Genomic DNA, 15,414 nt, shown 5'->3' on the forward strand with positions numbered 1-15,414 from the left:
CGTGAAGTGGCAAAAAGACGGGTTTGACGGCCTTGTAGGAGCCGGGACCGGCAGCGGCAAGGGGCTTATCAAGGGCTTATCACGCCGGAACGCGGCTCAAGACCGACTTGCCACCGAGCCGCCGCATGGCCAAATTATACGCAACTGGGGAGGAGAGTCTCTGGTGGCCCACCACGATCCGATCAACCTGATGACACCGCCTGCCGGCCTGGCGCAGCTCAACGAGCGGTCGCGTGAGATCTTCCGCCAGATCGTCGAGAGCTATCTCGCGACCGGCGAGCCGGTCGGCTCGCGCAACATCGCGCGCCTGATCGCGGTTCCCTTGTCGCCGGCCTCGGTGCGCAACGTGATGGCCGATCTGGAGCAGCTCGGGCTGATCTATGCACCCCACACCTCGGCCGGCCGGTTGCCGACCGAAGCGGGCTTGCGGTTCTTCGTCGACGCCCTGATGCAGGTCGGTGACATGACCGAAGCCGAGCGGCAGTCGATCCAGAGCCAGCTCGCCTCCGTCGGCCGGGCGCAGTCGGTCGAGGCCGCGCTCGACGAGGCGCTGACGCGGCTGTCCGGACTGACGCGCGCGGCGGCGGTGGTGCTGACCGCGAAATCCAACACAAGGCTGAAGCACATCGAGTTCGTGCGCCTCGAGCCGGAGCGCGCGTTGGTCGTGCTGGTCGGCGAGGATGGACAGGTCGAGAACCGGGTTCTGACCTTGCCGCCGGGCGTGCCGTCCTCGGCACTCACCGAGGCCTCGAATTTTCTCAACGCGCGGATCCGCGGGCGAACGCTGGCCGAGGCGCGGCTCGAGCTCGAAACCGCACTCGCGAGCGATCGCGCCGAACTCGATCAGCTGACGCAGAAGGTGATCGCGGCGGGTGTCGCGAGCTGGTCCGGCGGCGACAGTGACGAGCGTCAGCTGATCGTGCGCGGCCATGCCAATCTGCTCGAGGATCTGCACGCGCTCGATGATCTCGAACGTGTCCGTCGCCTGTTCGACGATCTCGAGACCAAGCGCGGCGTCGTCGATCTGCTCGGACGTGCCGAGAATGCCGAGGGCGTCCGGATCTTCATCGGCTCCGAGAACAAGCTGTTCTCGCTGTCGGGATCGTCGACCATCGTGTCGCCGTATTCCGACGCCACCGGCCGCATCGTTGGCGTGCTCGGCGTCATCGGCCCCACCCGGCTGAACTACGCCCGGGTGATTCCGACCGTCGATTATGCCGCGCGCCTGCTCAGCCGCCTGATGGGTGGCTGATACGAACCATGGTTAATTCGAAGGAAGCGCCCCTGCGAGGCTGCGCTTGATTTTCGCTGCTCAAAGCACGATATCCCGCCCGACATCCCCAGAACCGCCGAACTTGCGAGAAGTCTGTCCATGACCGATCCCGACCTGCATCAGAACGATCCGGAAAACCCTGCGCAGGCCAGCGACCCCGTCGTCTCAAAGCCCTACATCATGCCTGACGACCCCGAGCCCGGCTCAGTTGAGGTTTTGGCCAAGGAAGCCGCCGATGCGCGCGACAAGATGCTGCGCACGCTGGCGGAGATGGAGAATCTGCGCAAGCGCACCGCGCGCGAAGTTGCCGATGCGCGCATGTACGCCATCACCGGCTTTGCCCGCGACGTGCTCGACATCGCCGACAATCTGCAGCGTGCGCTCGACGCCGTGCCGGCCGAGACGCGTGACAATGCCGATGCCGGCTTGAAGTCGCTGATCGAGGGCGTCGAGCTCACCGAGCGCTCGCTGCTCAACACGCTCGAAAAGAACGGCGTCAAGAAGTTCGATCCGACGGGGCAGAAGTTCGACCCCAACTTCCAGCAGGCGATGTACGAGGTCCCCGATCCCTCGGTGCCGTCGGGCACGGTGGTGCAGGTCGTGCAGGCCGGCTTCATGATCGGCGAGCGCGTGCTGCGTCCGGCCCTGGTCGGCGTCTCCAAGGGCGGCGCGAAAGCCGCTCCTGCTGCCGGCAACGACGCGGCCTGATCGTCTCAGGCCCAGAATCAAAACAGCCACGGGTCCGGCCCGTGGCTGTTTTTATTTTCAGCGCCAGAACGTCTGCGGGACTACGCCGCGATGTCGGCGGAGCTGATCCGCTTGACGCCCGCGGCTGCCATGTCGGTCCACGCCTTGGCCAGCGAGCCCTGGGTGTCGATGCCGCGGCAGGCATCTTCGACCACGAAGGTATCGAGGCCGGCCTTGCGCGCATCGAGCGCGGTCCAGGCGACGCAGAAGTCGGTCGCCAATCCGGCGACGTACACCGTGCTGATGTCGCGCGCCTTCAGATAGGCGGCAAGCCCCGTCGTGGTCTTGCCGTCGGCCTCGGTGAAGGCCGAGTAGCTGTCGACCTCCTTGTGGAAGCCCTTGCGGATGATGAGCTCGGCCTGCGGGATCGAAAGATCCTTGGAGAGCCCGGCGCCGTCGGTGCCCTGCACGCAATGATCCGGCCACAGCACCTGCTTGCCATAGGAGAGGTCGACCAGCTCGAACGGCTTCTTGCCGGTGTGGCTCGACGCGAACGAGACGTGCTCCGGCGTGTGCCAGTCCTGCGTGAGCACGACATTGCTGAAGGCCTTTGCGATCTTGTTGATCACCGGCACGACCTGCTCGCCCTCCTTCACGGCGAGGCTGCCGCCGGGCAGGAAGCAGTTCTGGACGTCGATCACCAGCAGCGCCGACTTGTCGTCCGGCTTGATCGGCGCGGCCATCGCGCGGGTCGTATCGGCCACCACGGCCGCAAAGGCGGAGCTGCCGAGCAGCCGCAGGATTCGACGTCGGTTCATGTCAATTTTCCCCCGATCGAGACATCTCAGTACCAAGACACCTCAGCACGGTGACCAAATGGCCCGGCTCTCCCAGGTTACCGCCTGACGCCCGGGATCATAGACCCAGGATCGGCGTGAGCGGAAGCAGCAATCCATTAACGGTGCCGGAATATGGTCCGTAATCCTACGGAGCAGGACCATGAGCTTGAACGTCGATGCGGATGGCGGCCTCACGCTACCGTCGCTGAAGGTGGCTGACCGATGGTCCGGCCTTTCGGCGGTGACGCTGCTCCTGATCCTGTTCGCAACCGCCATCCTGATGCGCCATCTGGTGGCTGCGAACACCGATGTGAGCTGGCTCCTGATTGCCGCGGAACGCTGGCTGGATGGGCAGCGGCTGTACTCCGAGATCCTCGAGACGAACCCGCCGATGGCGGTGCTGGTCTATGTCCCGGCCATCGTGATCGCGCGTGGCATCGGCCTTCCCGCGGAGATCGTGCTCGACACGCTCATCCTCGTGGCCATCGTACTTTCGCTCGGCGTCAGCATGCTCATCCTGCGCGACTCCGCGGCGCTAGGACCACGCCAGAAATGGCCGCTGGCGATCGCCGCAGTCGTCGTGCTCGGCGTGCTGCCGGCGCAGTGCTTCGGGCAGCGCGAGCATATCGCCGTCATCGAGCTGATGCCGGTGTTCGCGGTGCTGGCGCTCCGTCTCAATCGCGAGACGCCGCCGCTGTGGGCGAGCGTGGTCGCCGGCTTGGGTCTCGGGCTCGCGCTGTGCTTCAAGCCGCATTTCGCGCTGGCGATGCTCTGCGTGCTCGGCTTCGTCGCGGCGCAATTGAGATCGGCGCGCGTGCTGCTCGCGGCCGAGAACGTCATCGCGGCGCTGCTGCTGGCCGCCTACAGCCTCGGCACGGTGCTGCTGTTCCCGGAATTCTTCAGCGCGATGTGGCCGCTGATCCGCGACGTCTACGCCTTCGGCCTGCCGTTTTCGATGATGGTGATGAAGCCGGGCGTCGTGCTCTGCGTGCTCACCCTGATCGCCGCGCTGGTGCTGAAGCGCAGCAGCACCGTGACACCGACCCTGGCGCTGCTGCTGAGCGCGTCGGCGGCGTTCCTCATGATCTATCTTCTGCAGCGCAAGGGCTGGCCGTATCATTCCTATCCGATGCTGGCCTTTGCCGGGCTCGGCTTCGTCACCGCCGTGACGGCGTCCGCGCCGAAGCCAGACGGCGCGGCGGCGAGGTCGAGTGTTGCAATCGCGGCGGTAGGAGCTGGCCTGCTCGTCACGGCGCTATGGTGGTTCAACGCCGCTCTCGACGGGCGTTTCCTGCAGCCGGCGATTCAGCGCACCGGGATCGTTCATCCGAGCATCCTGGTGATTTCCGGCAATGCCGGCATTGCCCATCCGCTGACGCGCGCCGTCAGTGGTGTATGGACCTCGCGCGAGCAGAGCCTGCTGGTCGCGACCTATCAGGAGTTTGCCCGCGAGATGGGCGCCGATGATCAGGCGCTGGCCCGGATCGAGCCCTATGCGGAGCGCGAGCGGACCTGGCTGGCCGACGACATCCGGCGGTCCGCGCCGTCGATCCTGCTGGTCGACAACATGACCAGCGAATGGGGCCAATGGCTGCGCGCCACGCCCGAGCTCGACCGCCTGCTGGGCGACTATCGCCTCGCCGAGACGGTGCAGAACGTCGACGTCTATGTCCGGCGCGCGAACTGAGTCGCCGCGGCGCTAGCCTTTCGGCTGGATGCCGTCCCGGACCGCGCGGAAACGCGGAAAGGCGGCCGGCCATTGGTCGCGCGGCGCGCTGCCGATGATCCGCAGCGTGTTCGGGCCGCCGAAGCGCAGCCATTGCACCACCGTGACCGGCGTATTGTCCTTGCCGCTGACCGCCTCGATCCGGCTCTCATAGGCCGGCTGGCCCTCGATGCGGATCGGCTCGGACATGGTGATGCGGGCATCGCGAACGCCGGGAATGGTGGTGACCGCCTGCTGCGCGACGCGCGCCCGGTCGGCGGCCTCCGGCGCCACCCCGTTGACCAGTCCGATCACCACGAACGGCGCCGCCTCGAATCCCTTCTCCTCGTCGCTGTCGGCGAGAATCAGCGCGCCGGGTCCGAGCGTGCGAATGGTCTTGAAGCCGGAGAGATCGGTGACGTTGAACGGCATGATGGACAACTGCTCGTCCACCGGGACCTCCTTGCGGACCACGGCGGTGGCGAACATCTGGCGCACGGCATCGTCGGTGTAGATCTTGCTCGCACTTTCCGGAATCTGCACCGCCACGTAACCGGAGAAGCCGGCGCCGGGCACGATCATCGAGTAACGCCGCACCGGCGCGGCGCCGTCACGGCCGTTCTCGACGGTGTAGTAGGCCGTTCCCGCCGGCGTTTCGATGCTTTCCGGCTTGACGTTCCCCATGCCGCCGGGGTTGGCGGTGAAGGCGGTCTTGACCTCGCCATAGGCCTTGGCCGGCAGCTCCGTCAGCAGCACCTTGACGCTGTGATCCTCGGTTTCGAAGCCGGTGAAGGTCTTGGCCTGGCTCAGCCCGACCAGTGGGGCGAGCCCGATCCGGACGCCGGTCGGGAAGATCGCATCGGCCGCCAATGCCGGGCTCAGCAGGGACATCGACACGATCGCCGTGGCGAGAAGTCGGGATAACGTCATGACGGAGCAGCCTCGTTCGCTAACCTGTGCATCCGGCCGGCCGTCGTCCCCACGCGGCCGATCGAAGCCACGCCTTTTAACGGGTTTGCCGCGCCGGTAACAGACCGATCGGGTGCGGCGAGAGGTTCCGGCGGCGCAGCGGGCGCGGATCGATTATGGCTTCGCTAAGCATGATTCGTTTTGGCGGCGGCGCGGTGCGACCGCGGCGACAATACGGCCTCGCGCGGACCAGACGGGCACATGAACGATGCCAGCCGATGTCCCGGCGGTACCGTCGTCAAGCCGTTGCGCCGTCCTGGCCAGCAGTTTCACGAGGTCAGCAAAAATCCGCGGCTTTTCCGCGTGCCCGGGTCTGGTCCGGTCCTTGCGGGTCACTCCCCCCCTCCTATATGACGCTCATCGTCGCAATATCGCGAGCATTTGATCTGAGGGGGTTTTGGATGGGGGCGCCGTCAGGGCCCCACCCAACCTGCCGCAAAAAGAAGGATATGAGACCATGGGAAAGGTCATCGGGATCGATCTCGGCACCACGAATTCGTGCGTGGCCGTCATGGACGGCAAGACGTCGAAAGTCATCGAGAATGCCGAGGGCATGCGCACCACGCCGTCGATCGTCGCGTTCAGTGACGATGGCGAACGTCTGGTCGGCCAGCCCGCCAAGCGCCAGGCCGTCACGAACCCCGAGCGCACCTTCTTCGCAGTGAAGCGCCTGATCGGCCGCCGCTACGACGATCCGATGGTCGAGAAGGACAAGAAGCTCGTCCCCTACAAGATCGTCAAGGGCGGCAATGGCGACGCCTGGGTCGAGGCCGACGGCAAGTCCTATTCGCCCTCGCAGGTCTCCGCCTTCATCCTGCAGAAGATGAAGGAGACCGCGGAAGCCCATCTCGGCCAGAAGGTCGACCAGGCCGTCATCACGGTCCCTGCCTATTTTAACGACGCCCAGCGCCAGGCCACCAAGGACGCCGGCAAGATCGCCGGCCTCGAGGTGCTGCGCATCATCAACGAGCCGACCGCGGCGGCGCTCGCCTACGGCCTCGACAAGACCAAGGCCGGCACGATCGCCGTGTATGACCTCGGCGGCGGCACCTTCGACGTCTCGATCCTGGAGATCGGCGACGGCGTGTTCGAGGTGAAGTCGACCAACGGCGACACCTTCCTCGGCGGTGAAGACTTCGACATGCGTCTGGTCAGCTACCTCGCCGACGAATTCCAGAAGGAGCAGGGCATCAACCTGCGCAACGACAAGCTCGCTCTGCAGCGCCTCAAGGAAGCTGCCGAGAAGGCCAAGATCGAGCTGTCGTCAACCACGCAGACCGAAATCAACCTGCCCTTCATCACGGCGGACCAGTCCGGTCCGAAGCATCTGACGATGAAGCTGACCCGCGCCAAGTTCGAGGCGCTGGTGGCCGACCTCGTCGAGAAGACCATCGAGCCGTGCCGCAAGGCGCTGAAGGATGCCGGCCTGACCGCCGGCGAGATCGGCGAAGTGGTGCTGGTCGGCGGCATGACCCGCATGCCGAAGATCCAGGAGATGGTGAAGCAGTTCTTCGGCAAGGAGCCGCACAAGGGCGTCAACCCCGACGAGGTGGTGGCGATCGGTGCGGCGATTCAGGCCGGCGTGCTGCAGGGCGACGTCAAGGACGTGCTGCTGCTCGACGTGACCCCGCTGTCGCTGGGCATCGAGACCCTGGGCGGCGTGTTCACCCGCATCATCGACCGCAACACCACGATCCCGACCAAGAAGAGCCAGGTGTTCTCGACCGCCGAGGACAATCAGAACGCGGTCACCATCCGGGTCTTCCAGGGTGAGCGTGAGATGGCGGCCGACAACAAGATGCTCGGCCAATTCGACCTGATGGGGATTCCGCCGTCGCCGCGCGGCATGCCGCAGATCGAGGTGACGTTCGACATCGACGCCAACGGCATCGTCAACGTGTCCGCCAAGGACAAGGCGACCGGCAAGGAGCAGCAGATCCGCATCCAGGCCTCGGGTGGTCTGTCGGAGGCCGACATCGACAAGATGGTCAAGGACGCCGAGGCCAATGCCGCGGCGGACAAGAAGCGCCGCGAGGCGGTCGATGCCAAGAACCACGGCGATGCGCTGATCCACTCGACCGAGAAGGCGCTGACCGAGCATGGCTCGAAGGTCGCCGAGACCGAGCGCCGTGCCATCGAGGACGCGCTCAGCGACCTCAAGGAAGCTCTGAAGGGCGACGACGCCGAGGCGATCAAGACCAAGACGAATACCTTGGCGCAGGCGTCGATGAAGCTCGGCGAGGCGATGTACAAGCAGCAGGCCGAGAGCGATGCGGCCCGCGATGCAGCCAAGGATGACGTTGTCGACGCGGAGTTCACCGAGGTCGACGACGACAAGAAGAAATCTGCTTAATCGACGGTAGAGGCGACAGCCATGACCCCCATGCCAAAGAGCGCTGACAGCGTCTCGTTGGATGGGGGTCATTTTCATTGAACTGGCGCGCGGCAGTCGCGCGAGCCGTTGAGGTCTGACGATGTTCGGGCGGGTTTGATTGATGTCCACCAAGCGCTGCTACTACGAGACCCTGGAAGTCGAGCGCGACGCCGATGAGGGCAAGCTGAAGTCGGCTTTCCGCAAGCTGGCGATGAAATGGCATCCCGACAAGAATCCCGGCGATGCCTCCAGCGAGGTCAAGTTCAAGGAAATCAACGAGGCCTATGAGGTGCTGCGCGACGCCGACAAGCGCGCCGCCTATGACCGCTACGGCCATGCCGCGTTCGAGCAGGGCGCCGGCGGCGGTCCGCATGGCTTCGGCGCCGGCTTCGCCTCGTCGTTCTCCGACATCTTCGAGGACCTGTTCGGCATGGCCGGACAGCGGCGCGGCGGAACGGGACGCGAGCGAGGCGCCGACCTGCGCTACAACATGGAGATCACCCTGGAGGAAGCCTTCCAGGGCAAGACCGCGCAGATCGAGATTCCGGTCTCGGTGACCTGCGAGCCCTGCTCCGGCACCGGCGCCAAGGCCGGCACCAAGCCGAAGACCTGCGCGATGTGCGGCGGCGCTGGCCGGGTGCGCCAGGCGCAGGGCTTCTTCACCCTGGAGCGCACCTGCCCGGGCTGTCACGGCCGCGGCCAGATGATCGAGGATCCGTGCCCGTCCTGCTCCGGCTCGGGCCGCGTCACGCGCGACCGCACGCTGTCGGTGAACATTCCCCAGGGCGTCGAGGACGGCACCCGCATCCGTCTCGCGGGCGAAGGCGAGGCCGGCCTGCGCGGCGGCCCGCCGGGCGATCTCTACATCTTCCTGTCGTTGACCGCGCACGAGTTCTTCCAGCGCGACGGCGCCGACCTGCATTGCCGCGTGCCAATTTCGATGGTGACGGCCGCACTCGGCGGCGAGTTCGAGGTGCCGACGATCGACAAGGCCAAGACCAAGGTCAAGATTCCCGCCGGCGCGCAATCGGGCCGCAGGTTCAGGATCGCCGCCAAGGGCATGCCGGTGCTGCGCTCGCGCCAGACCGGCGACATGTATGTCCAGGTCGTGGTCGAGACGCCGCAGAACCTCACCAAGAAGCAGCAGGAGCTCTTGGCCGAGTTCGAGAAGCTGTCGTCGGGCGCCACCCAGCCTGAAGCCGCCGGCTTCTTCACCAAGGTCAAGGACTTCTTCGGCAAGGCGGCAAGCTGAACGCCGCTGCGCCCTTCGAAGGGTTTCTTATTGCGACCTGCAGTTGTGCCGAGCACGCGCTTTTGCTGCTCTGCACATGCAAAAAATTATCAAGTTCAACTGTAAGCACGCGGACCCGGCAGCCTTAATCGTGAGTTACGGTTCGGCTTGACCGTCCCGCCTGCGACCTATACGTCTTTGTGACTCTTTTCTGACATCGCCGTGAAAACGGTCCCGTCTGGTACTGAGATGCCCCTGCAAACGTCCGTGCGTGCGTCGAAAAAGCCTCTTCGTCTTGACGACGAGGTGCGCTTCCTCCGCTCATGGATCGAGAAGCCGCTGCATATGGGCGCCGTCATGCCGTCGGGACGGCTGCTGGCGCGCACCATGGCGCAGTATGTCGATCCTCACGGCACCGGCCCGGTGATCGAGCTTGGGCCCGGCACCGGCGCGATCACCGCCGCGCTCGTCGAGCACGGCATCGATCAGAAGCGGCTCGTTCTCGTCGAGTATAATCCGAGCTTCTGCGCGCTGCTGCGCGACCGCTATCCGCAGGCCAAGGTCGTGCAGGGCGATGCCTATCGCCTCCGTGACACGCTGTGGAACGTGCTGGGTGCGCCGGCCTCCGCCGTCGTCTCCGGTCTGCCGCTGGTGACAAAGCCGATGCTGACCCGCATGAAGCTGGTGCGCGATGCGTTCGCCGCCATGGCGCCCAACGCGCCGTTCGTGCAGTTCACCTATTCGGTCGTCCCGCCGATTCCGAAATCGCTACCCGGCGTCAAGACCGAAGCCTCCGAGCGGATCTGGATGAACCTTCCGCCGGCGCGCGTCTGGGTGTATCGCAAGCCCTGACCGGCAGCCGCGGCTCGTCGTGGCGGGTCGTTTCCCGGCCGCACGATGTCCGTCCTGAAGATCCTGATCATCCCCGGCTCGACGCGGGCCGGCTCCCACAACGTCAAGCTCGCCGCCGCCGCTGCCTATCAGTTCGTGCAGGCCGGCGCCGACATCACCCGCATCTCGCTCGCCGACTTCCCGCTGCCGATCTACGACGCCGACCTCGAGGCCCGCTCCGGCGTGCCGCGCGACGCGGTCAACCTGAAGCGGATGATGGCCGCGCATCACGGCGTCCTGCTGGTCACGCCCGAGTACAATGCCGCGGTGCCGCCGCTGCTCGGCAACGCGCTGGCCTGGTTGTCGCGCGTGGACGAGCCGCCGGAGGGGCGCGGCCATGTGTTTCGCAGCCGGCCCTTTGCGATCGCGTCAGCGTCCGAGAACCGCTTCGGCGGCGTCCGCGCGCTCGCCGCGCTGCGGCTGATGCTGACCGCGTGCAACGCCACGGTGATCCCGAGCCAGCTCGCGCTGGCCTTTGCCGACAAGGCGTATAACGACATGGATCGGCTCAGGCTGCCGGCCGACGCCGCCGCGCTCGATGCGCTGGTGCGGCAGCTGATCGATTTTGCGCAACACACAGTGTGAGGTGACATGCCGACCGAGATTGCTCCGCGCGACCGACTGATCGTGGCGCTCGACCTGCCCGGCGTGGCCGAGGCCGAGGCGATGATTGCAAGGCTCGGCGATGCCGTGACGTTCTACAAGATCGGCATGGAGCTGACCTATGCCGGCGGCCTCGGCCTCGCCGAGCGGCTCGCGGCTTCCGGCAAGCACGTGTTCATGGACCTCAAGCTGCACGACATCCCGACCACCGTCGAGCGCGCCACCCGCCAGATCGCCAAGCTCGGCGCCCGTTTCCTCACCGTGCACGGCTTCTCGCAGAGCATGAAAGCCGCGCTCGCCGGCGCCGCCGGCTCCAGCCTCGAGCTGCTCGCCGTCACCGTGATGACCTCCTATGACGACGCCGATCTCGCCGCCGCCGGCTACGCCATGGGCGTGAAGGATCTCGTGGCGAAGCGCGCCGTGCAGGCCAGGGAGATCGGCATCCACGGCCTGATCCTGTCGCCCGAGGAGACCCAGCTGGTCCGCCCGCTGGTCGGCCCTGAGATGCAGCTCGTCACCCCCGGGATCCGTCCGGCGGGATCGGACGTTGCCGACCAGAAGCGCATCATGACCCCGCGGCTGGCGATCGCCGGCGGCGCCGACCGCCTCGTCGTCGGCCGTCCCGTCACCGGCGCCGCGGATCCCGCCGCCGCCGCCGAGAGCATCGTCGCCGACATCGCCAGCGCCGTGGCGCTGGTCGGCAAGACCAACCGAGCTTGAGCAACAGCCACAACAAGGAGACCCCAGGGATGGCCAAGGCCTATTGGATCGCCCGCATCGACGTGCACAACATGGACGGCTACAAGGAATACGTCGCGCAGAACGGCGCCGTGTTCCATCAATACGGCGCCAAATTCCTGGTCCGCGGCGGCCAGTACCAGACCAAGGAAGGCTCATCGCGCTCGCGCAACGTCGTGATCGAGTTCAAGGACTACGAGACCGCGCTCGCCTGCTACAATTCCGCCGAATACCAGCGCCTGGTCGCGATGCGCTCGCCGCACTCGGAAGGCGACCTGGTCATCATCGAGGGCTATGACGGCCCGCAGCCCTGAGCTGGGCGGCGCCTTGCGCCGCAGCGGCCTTGGTTGCCGCCGCCGCCTGCCCCGGCTATAGCCCTTGACGGGGCGGAGGAACGCGACATGTCCAGGATGCGCTTGATCGTTGCAGGAGCCGGCGGCCGCATGGGCCGCGCGCTGGTGCGGGCCATCGCCGAAAGCGAGGGCGCGGTGCTGGCCGGGGCGCTGGAAGCGCCAACCTCGGAGCTGATCGGCAAGGATTCCGGCGTGCTCGCCGGGCTGCCGGCCAACGGCATCAAGCTGTCCGCCGATCTCTGGGCGATGTCGGCCGAGGCCGACGGCATCCTCGATTTCACCGTGCCGGCGGCGACCATCGCCAACGTCGCCATCGCCGCCGAGCGCGGCATCGTGCACGTCGTCGGCACCACCGGCCTGTCGTCGTCGGACGACGCCGTCATCAAGAGCGTCACCAAGCGCGCCATCGTCGTGCAGTCCGGCAACATGAGCCTCGGTGTCAACCTGCTGGCGGCGCTGGTCAGGCAGGTCGCGAAGTCGCTCGATGCGAATTTCGACATCGAGATCCTCGAGCTGCATCACAAGCACAAGGTCGACGCGCCCTCCGGCACCGCCTTGATGCTCGGACGCGCGGCGGCCGACGGCCGTGGCATCTCGCTCGATCAGCATTCCGCGCGCGGCCGCGACGGCATCACCGGCGCGCGCCGCTCCGGCGACATCGGCTTCGCCTCGCTGCGGGGCGGCACCGCGGCCGGCGATCACAGCGTCATCTTCGCCGGACCGTCGGAGCGGCTGGTGCTGTCGCATCAGGCCGAGGACCGCATGATCTTCGCCCATGGCGCGCTCAAGGCGGCGCTGTGGGCCCATGGCAAGCCGCCGGGCCACTACACGATGGACGACGTGCTCGGCCTCAAGGACCTGTTCTAATCAAACCAAGTGGATCAGTTAGCAATGAGCGAACGTCTCCTGGTGCTGGTGCGCCACGGCCAGAGCGAGTGGAACCTGAAGAACCTGTTCACCGGCTGGAAGGATCCTGACCTCACCGAGCAGGGCGTCAGCGAAGCCAAGGACGCCGGCCGCAAGCTGAAGGCGCAGGGCCTGACGTTCGACGTCGCCTTCACCTCGGATCTGACCCGCGCCCAGCACACGCTGAAGCTGATCCTCGACGAGCTCGGCCAGCCCGGCCTGCCGACGTCCAGGAACCTCGCGCTCAACGAGCGCGACTATGGCGACCTCTCCGGCCTCAACAAGGACGACGCCCGCGCCAAATGGGGCGAGGACCAGGTCCACGTCTGGCGCCGCTCCTACGACGTCCCGCCGCCCGGCGGCGAAAGCTTGAAGGATACCCTCGCCCGCGCGCTGCCCTACTACGTCCAAGAGATCCTCCCCGGCGTCCTCCGCGGCCAGCGCACCCTCGTCGCCGCCCACGGCAACTCGCTGCGCGCCCTGATCATGGTGCTGGAAAAGCTGACCCCCGAAGGCATCCTGAAGCGCGAACTCGCCACCGGCGTACCGATCATCTACCGCCTCAACGCGGATTCGACGGTGGAGTCGAAGCTGGATTTGGGTTCGTAGTTACAGGTTTTGAGGGATGCGTGTCCCCCACGCTTTGATCTCAGCTAAACTTGTTCATCGCCAGTCTAGCGAATCGCTTAACAAGAAGTCCGCGGCCTCGGTGTAGGAGAGCCGCGGATAGCTCTCAATCCTGATCGTCGGACTTTCTCAAAAGCCTGTCGAGCGTACCTAATCGGTGTATCGCTGCATTGAACTGGTCCTTTGTAGTCTGCAATCCATGAAAGATTGCGTCAAACAAGAACGTAACGACGCTTTCACGCTCTTCCAGAAGATCAGATTTCCTGGCCATAGCAGCCTCCTGATTCGAGCTAGCTCATCAAATTAGCACGAATCGCCGCACTCCATTGAATTGTCCCCTAGTAAGTTGAGGTAATCGGCTAGTCTCAACTACTTTCAATTCACGGGATTGTGGGTAGCGATTTGGTCGCCGGCTGCTTCTATCCGATTCACATCTCAAACAGCAGTAGACACAGTTCCGCGCGCTCGCGGCGGCACCGCCCGAGTCCTGGATCGATCATGTCCCTCCGAAATCGAGAGGGCGCAGGGAATGCCGGGTGAAGGCCTCACCCATGGCCCGCCTGCGAAAAAAATGCAGGCGGCAGGTACCACAGGTGCTGCCGATCAACCGGCATTCCCTGCGCGACGGTCTTAACGCTTATACGCAGTCTCCCTGGTGCGCCGGGCTTGTTGGCCACCATGCCGCGACAACGCGCTGACGCGCCTTGCGCGGGTGACACCAGCGTCGGGGTGTCAGGACCCTGCGACTTCACGTCCACGCTCCACCGTTCGTCCGCGCGCCCGAAGACACGCTGCGGCAGACCGCGGCCATCGCCTCCCCACCTCGCGTGTCGTGACGATCGCGCGCAACGCCCCTCTCGTCGAGGCGGGATGCCCGGATAAGATCATAAGTTCGGAAAAAACGCAAGTAAAATATCTGTATAGAAGTTATGATAGCGGATGCGCCCCGGGCAGGTATCCAAGAGATTGTGCCCGAGATCAAGCGCCACGGCCAAAGCGATCTGGATCAAGGCGCGAATTCTTGGCGGGTATTCCGGCGTAGCCATCGAATGGCATCGAGACAAGATTGACAGGCTTTTCTACGTGAACGCTAAGTAGCTTCTACTTGCTGTTCTTACATTGAGGAATGGCCTATGCAGCTGTCCAAAATGTGCGGCAATCTGGCTTTGTGCTAGATAAGTCTGAGAAATATGTTGTTGCCCTACTGACAGGGTTTGGTCCCAGATTTTCGATCGCAGGGCGCATGGGTCCAAAAATCGGATCAGGTACGAAAGGTGACTGGGCGTATGGCAAGCAAAGAGGTTGTTCCGGCGCTGGGCCTTAATCGGTTCACATGTCCCTATCCGGATTGCGGTGCAATTGCTCACCAGGACTGGTTCAGAGCCCGGGTTGAGAGTTACGGCGACGATGAAAAGCCTTCGCTAATCACGAAGGTTCAGTTGGACCAAATAAGGCAGGACCCGCATTCAAAAGGCATATTGCCGTTGATCGAAAAAATGTTCGCGAAGAGGATTTTCTTCGAGCCGGCGATCGAGCCGACTTGGCACAGGATAACTGAATTGATTAATTTGCACGTGAGCAGCTGCTTTAGTTGCAATGGCGTCGCTATTTGGCACGCGGACGAGCTAATTTATCCTGTCAGCAAAGTCTCTTTCGCGCCAAACGAAGGAATGCCTGACGACGTTAAGATGGTCTTCCTTGAGGCGAACGAGATCATCGACAAGTCGCCGAAAGGTGCGGCTGCTCTTCTTCGGCTTTGCGTGCAGAAACTTATGCCCCATCTCGGTGAGAAGGGCGATAACATCAACAACGATATTGCAAGTCTTGTAAAGAAGGGTCTCGATACCAGAATACAGAAGGCATTGGATGTAGTTCGCGTTGTAGGAAATAATGCGGTGCATCCGGGACAAATTGATCTTGATGACGACAAGACAATTGCAGCAAATCTATTTGGCTTGGTGAATCTAATCGTCGAGACGCAGATCACACAGAAGAAACACATTGATCAACTGTTCGACGTGGTGGTGCCGGACAGTGTTAAGGCCCAAATTGAGAAGCGCGATGCGCCCAGATAGATCGCTCAATTCAATTAGCCGGCTTGAAATCACTGCTATGCTGGTGCATCCGCGAGGTATGTTATTCCGCTAAAGCGGGCCACGGGAAAGTCGAGAGAGTTGCGAGAATCGAGATTTTGTCGAGGACGATAGCAGTGCTGTTT

General features: G+C 64.4%; 15 protein-coding genes. 12 read left to right on the plus strand and 3 right to left on the minus strand.

Features of this window, described 5'->3' with window-relative positions; all coding sequences use genetic code 11:
* Positions 1-163: 163 nt before the first annotated feature.
* Positions 164-1,252 carry a heat-inducible transcriptional repressor HrcA gene (gene hrcA / locus ACQR1I_RS29540; protein ID WP_434869606.1) on the plus strand — a complete coding sequence of 363 codons (1,089 nt, stop codon included), beginning with the start codon at positions 164-166 and terminating at the stop codon, positions 1,250-1,252.
* A 120-nt stretch (positions 1,253-1,372) separates the two neighbouring features.
* Complete coding sequence (grpE, locus tag ACQR1I_RS29545; RefSeq protein WP_434869607.1) at positions 1,373-1,981, plus strand: nucleotide exchange factor GrpE; 609 nt, start codon at positions 1,373-1,375, stop codon at positions 1,979-1,981.
* 80 nt (positions 1,982-2,061) lie between these two features.
* Here grpE and pncA read toward each other — a convergent pair whose 3' ends face one another.
* Positions 2,062-2,778 (minus strand): bifunctional nicotinamidase/pyrazinamidase, encoded by a 717-nt coding sequence (gene pncA / locus ACQR1I_RS29550; protein ID WP_434869608.1) that lies wholly within the window; start codon positions 2,776-2,778, stop codon positions 2,062-2,064.
* Positions 2,779-2,959: 181 nt separating this feature from the next.
* On the opposite strand from pncA, the gene ACQR1I_RS29555 reads away from it, so the two are divergent.
* The gene (locus ACQR1I_RS29555; protein ID WP_434869609.1) at positions 2,960-4,486 is read left to right on the plus strand and encodes a hypothetical protein; all 1,527 of its coding nucleotides are present in this window, start codon (positions 2,960-2,962) and stop codon (positions 4,484-4,486) included.
* A 12-nt stretch (positions 4,487-4,498) separates the two neighbouring features.
* Here ACQR1I_RS29555 and ACQR1I_RS29560 read toward each other — a convergent pair whose 3' ends face one another.
* On the minus strand, positions 4,499-5,434 hold the full coding sequence (locus tag ACQR1I_RS29560; RefSeq protein WP_434869610.1) for a hypothetical protein: 936 nt from the start codon (positions 5,432-5,434) through the stop codon (positions 4,499-4,501).
* 496 nt (positions 5,435-5,930) lie between these two features.
* Between ACQR1I_RS29560 and dnaK the strand changes: the two genes are divergently transcribed.
* The 8 genes from dnaK to ACQR1I_RS29600 all read left to right on the plus strand — a co-directional run bounded on the left by dnaK (position 5,931) and on the right by ACQR1I_RS29600 (position 13,178).
* Positions 5,931-7,826, plus strand: a complete 1,896-nt coding sequence (dnaK, locus tag ACQR1I_RS29565) for a molecular chaperone DnaK (RefSeq protein ID WP_434869611.1) — start codon at positions 5,931-5,933, stop codon at positions 7,824-7,826.
* A gap of 142 nt (positions 7,827-7,968) precedes the next feature.
* Positions 7,969-9,099 (plus strand): molecular chaperone DnaJ, encoded by a 1,131-nt coding sequence (dnaJ, locus tag ACQR1I_RS29570; RefSeq protein ID WP_434869612.1) that lies wholly within the window; start codon positions 7,969-7,971, stop codon positions 9,097-9,099.
* A 228-nt stretch (positions 9,100-9,327) separates the two neighbouring features.
* On the plus strand, positions 9,328-9,930 hold the full coding sequence (locus ACQR1I_RS29575) for a class I SAM-dependent methyltransferase (RefSeq protein ID WP_434869613.1): 603 nt from the start codon (positions 9,328-9,330) through the stop codon (positions 9,928-9,930).
* 45 nt (positions 9,931-9,975) lie between these two features.
* Complete coding sequence (locus tag ACQR1I_RS29580; RefSeq protein ID WP_434869614.1) at positions 9,976-10,554, plus strand: NADPH-dependent FMN reductase; 579 nt, start codon at positions 9,976-9,978, stop codon at positions 10,552-10,554.
* Between the two features lie 6 nt (positions 10,555-10,560).
* Positions 10,561-11,292 (plus strand): orotidine-5'-phosphate decarboxylase, encoded by a 732-nt coding sequence (gene pyrF / locus ACQR1I_RS29585; RefSeq protein WP_434869615.1) that lies wholly within the window; start codon positions 10,561-10,563, stop codon positions 11,290-11,292.
* A gap of 29 nt (positions 11,293-11,321) precedes the next feature.
* Positions 11,322-11,624, plus strand: a complete 303-nt coding sequence (locus ACQR1I_RS29590; protein ID WP_434869616.1) for a DUF1330 domain-containing protein — start codon at positions 11,322-11,324, stop codon at positions 11,622-11,624.
* An 87-nt stretch (positions 11,625-11,711) separates the two neighbouring features.
* A complete protein-coding gene (dapB, locus tag ACQR1I_RS29595) occupies positions 11,712-12,530 on the plus strand; it encodes a 4-hydroxy-tetrahydrodipicolinate reductase (protein ID WP_434869617.1) in 819 nt (272 codons plus the stop codon).
* 24 nt (positions 12,531-12,554) lie between these two features.
* Positions 12,555-13,178, plus strand: coding sequence for a 2,3-bisphosphoglycerate-dependent phosphoglycerate mutase (locus ACQR1I_RS29600; protein WP_434869618.1), 624 nt, complete (start codon positions 12,555-12,557; stop codon positions 13,176-13,178).
* A gap of 902 nt (positions 13,179-14,080) precedes the next feature.
* On the opposite strand, the gene ACQR1I_RS29605 is transcribed toward ACQR1I_RS29600, so the two are convergent.
* Positions 14,081-14,242, minus strand: coding sequence for a hypothetical protein (locus ACQR1I_RS29605; protein ID WP_434869619.1), 162 nt, complete (start codon positions 14,240-14,242; stop codon positions 14,081-14,083).
* Between the two features lie 240 nt (positions 14,243-14,482).
* Between ACQR1I_RS29605 and ACQR1I_RS29610 the strand changes: the two genes are divergently transcribed.
* On the plus strand, positions 14,483-15,271 hold the full coding sequence (locus ACQR1I_RS29610) for a DUF4145 domain-containing protein (RefSeq protein ID WP_434869620.1): 789 nt from the start codon (positions 14,483-14,485) through the stop codon (positions 15,269-15,271).
* Positions 15,272-15,414 lie beyond the last annotated feature (143 nt).

The sequence above is a fragment of the Bradyrhizobium sp. HKCCYLS2038 genome, from assembly GCF_051167655.1.
Taxonomy (GTDB): Bacteria; Pseudomonadota; Alphaproteobacteria; order Rhizobiales; family Xanthobacteraceae; genus Bradyrhizobium.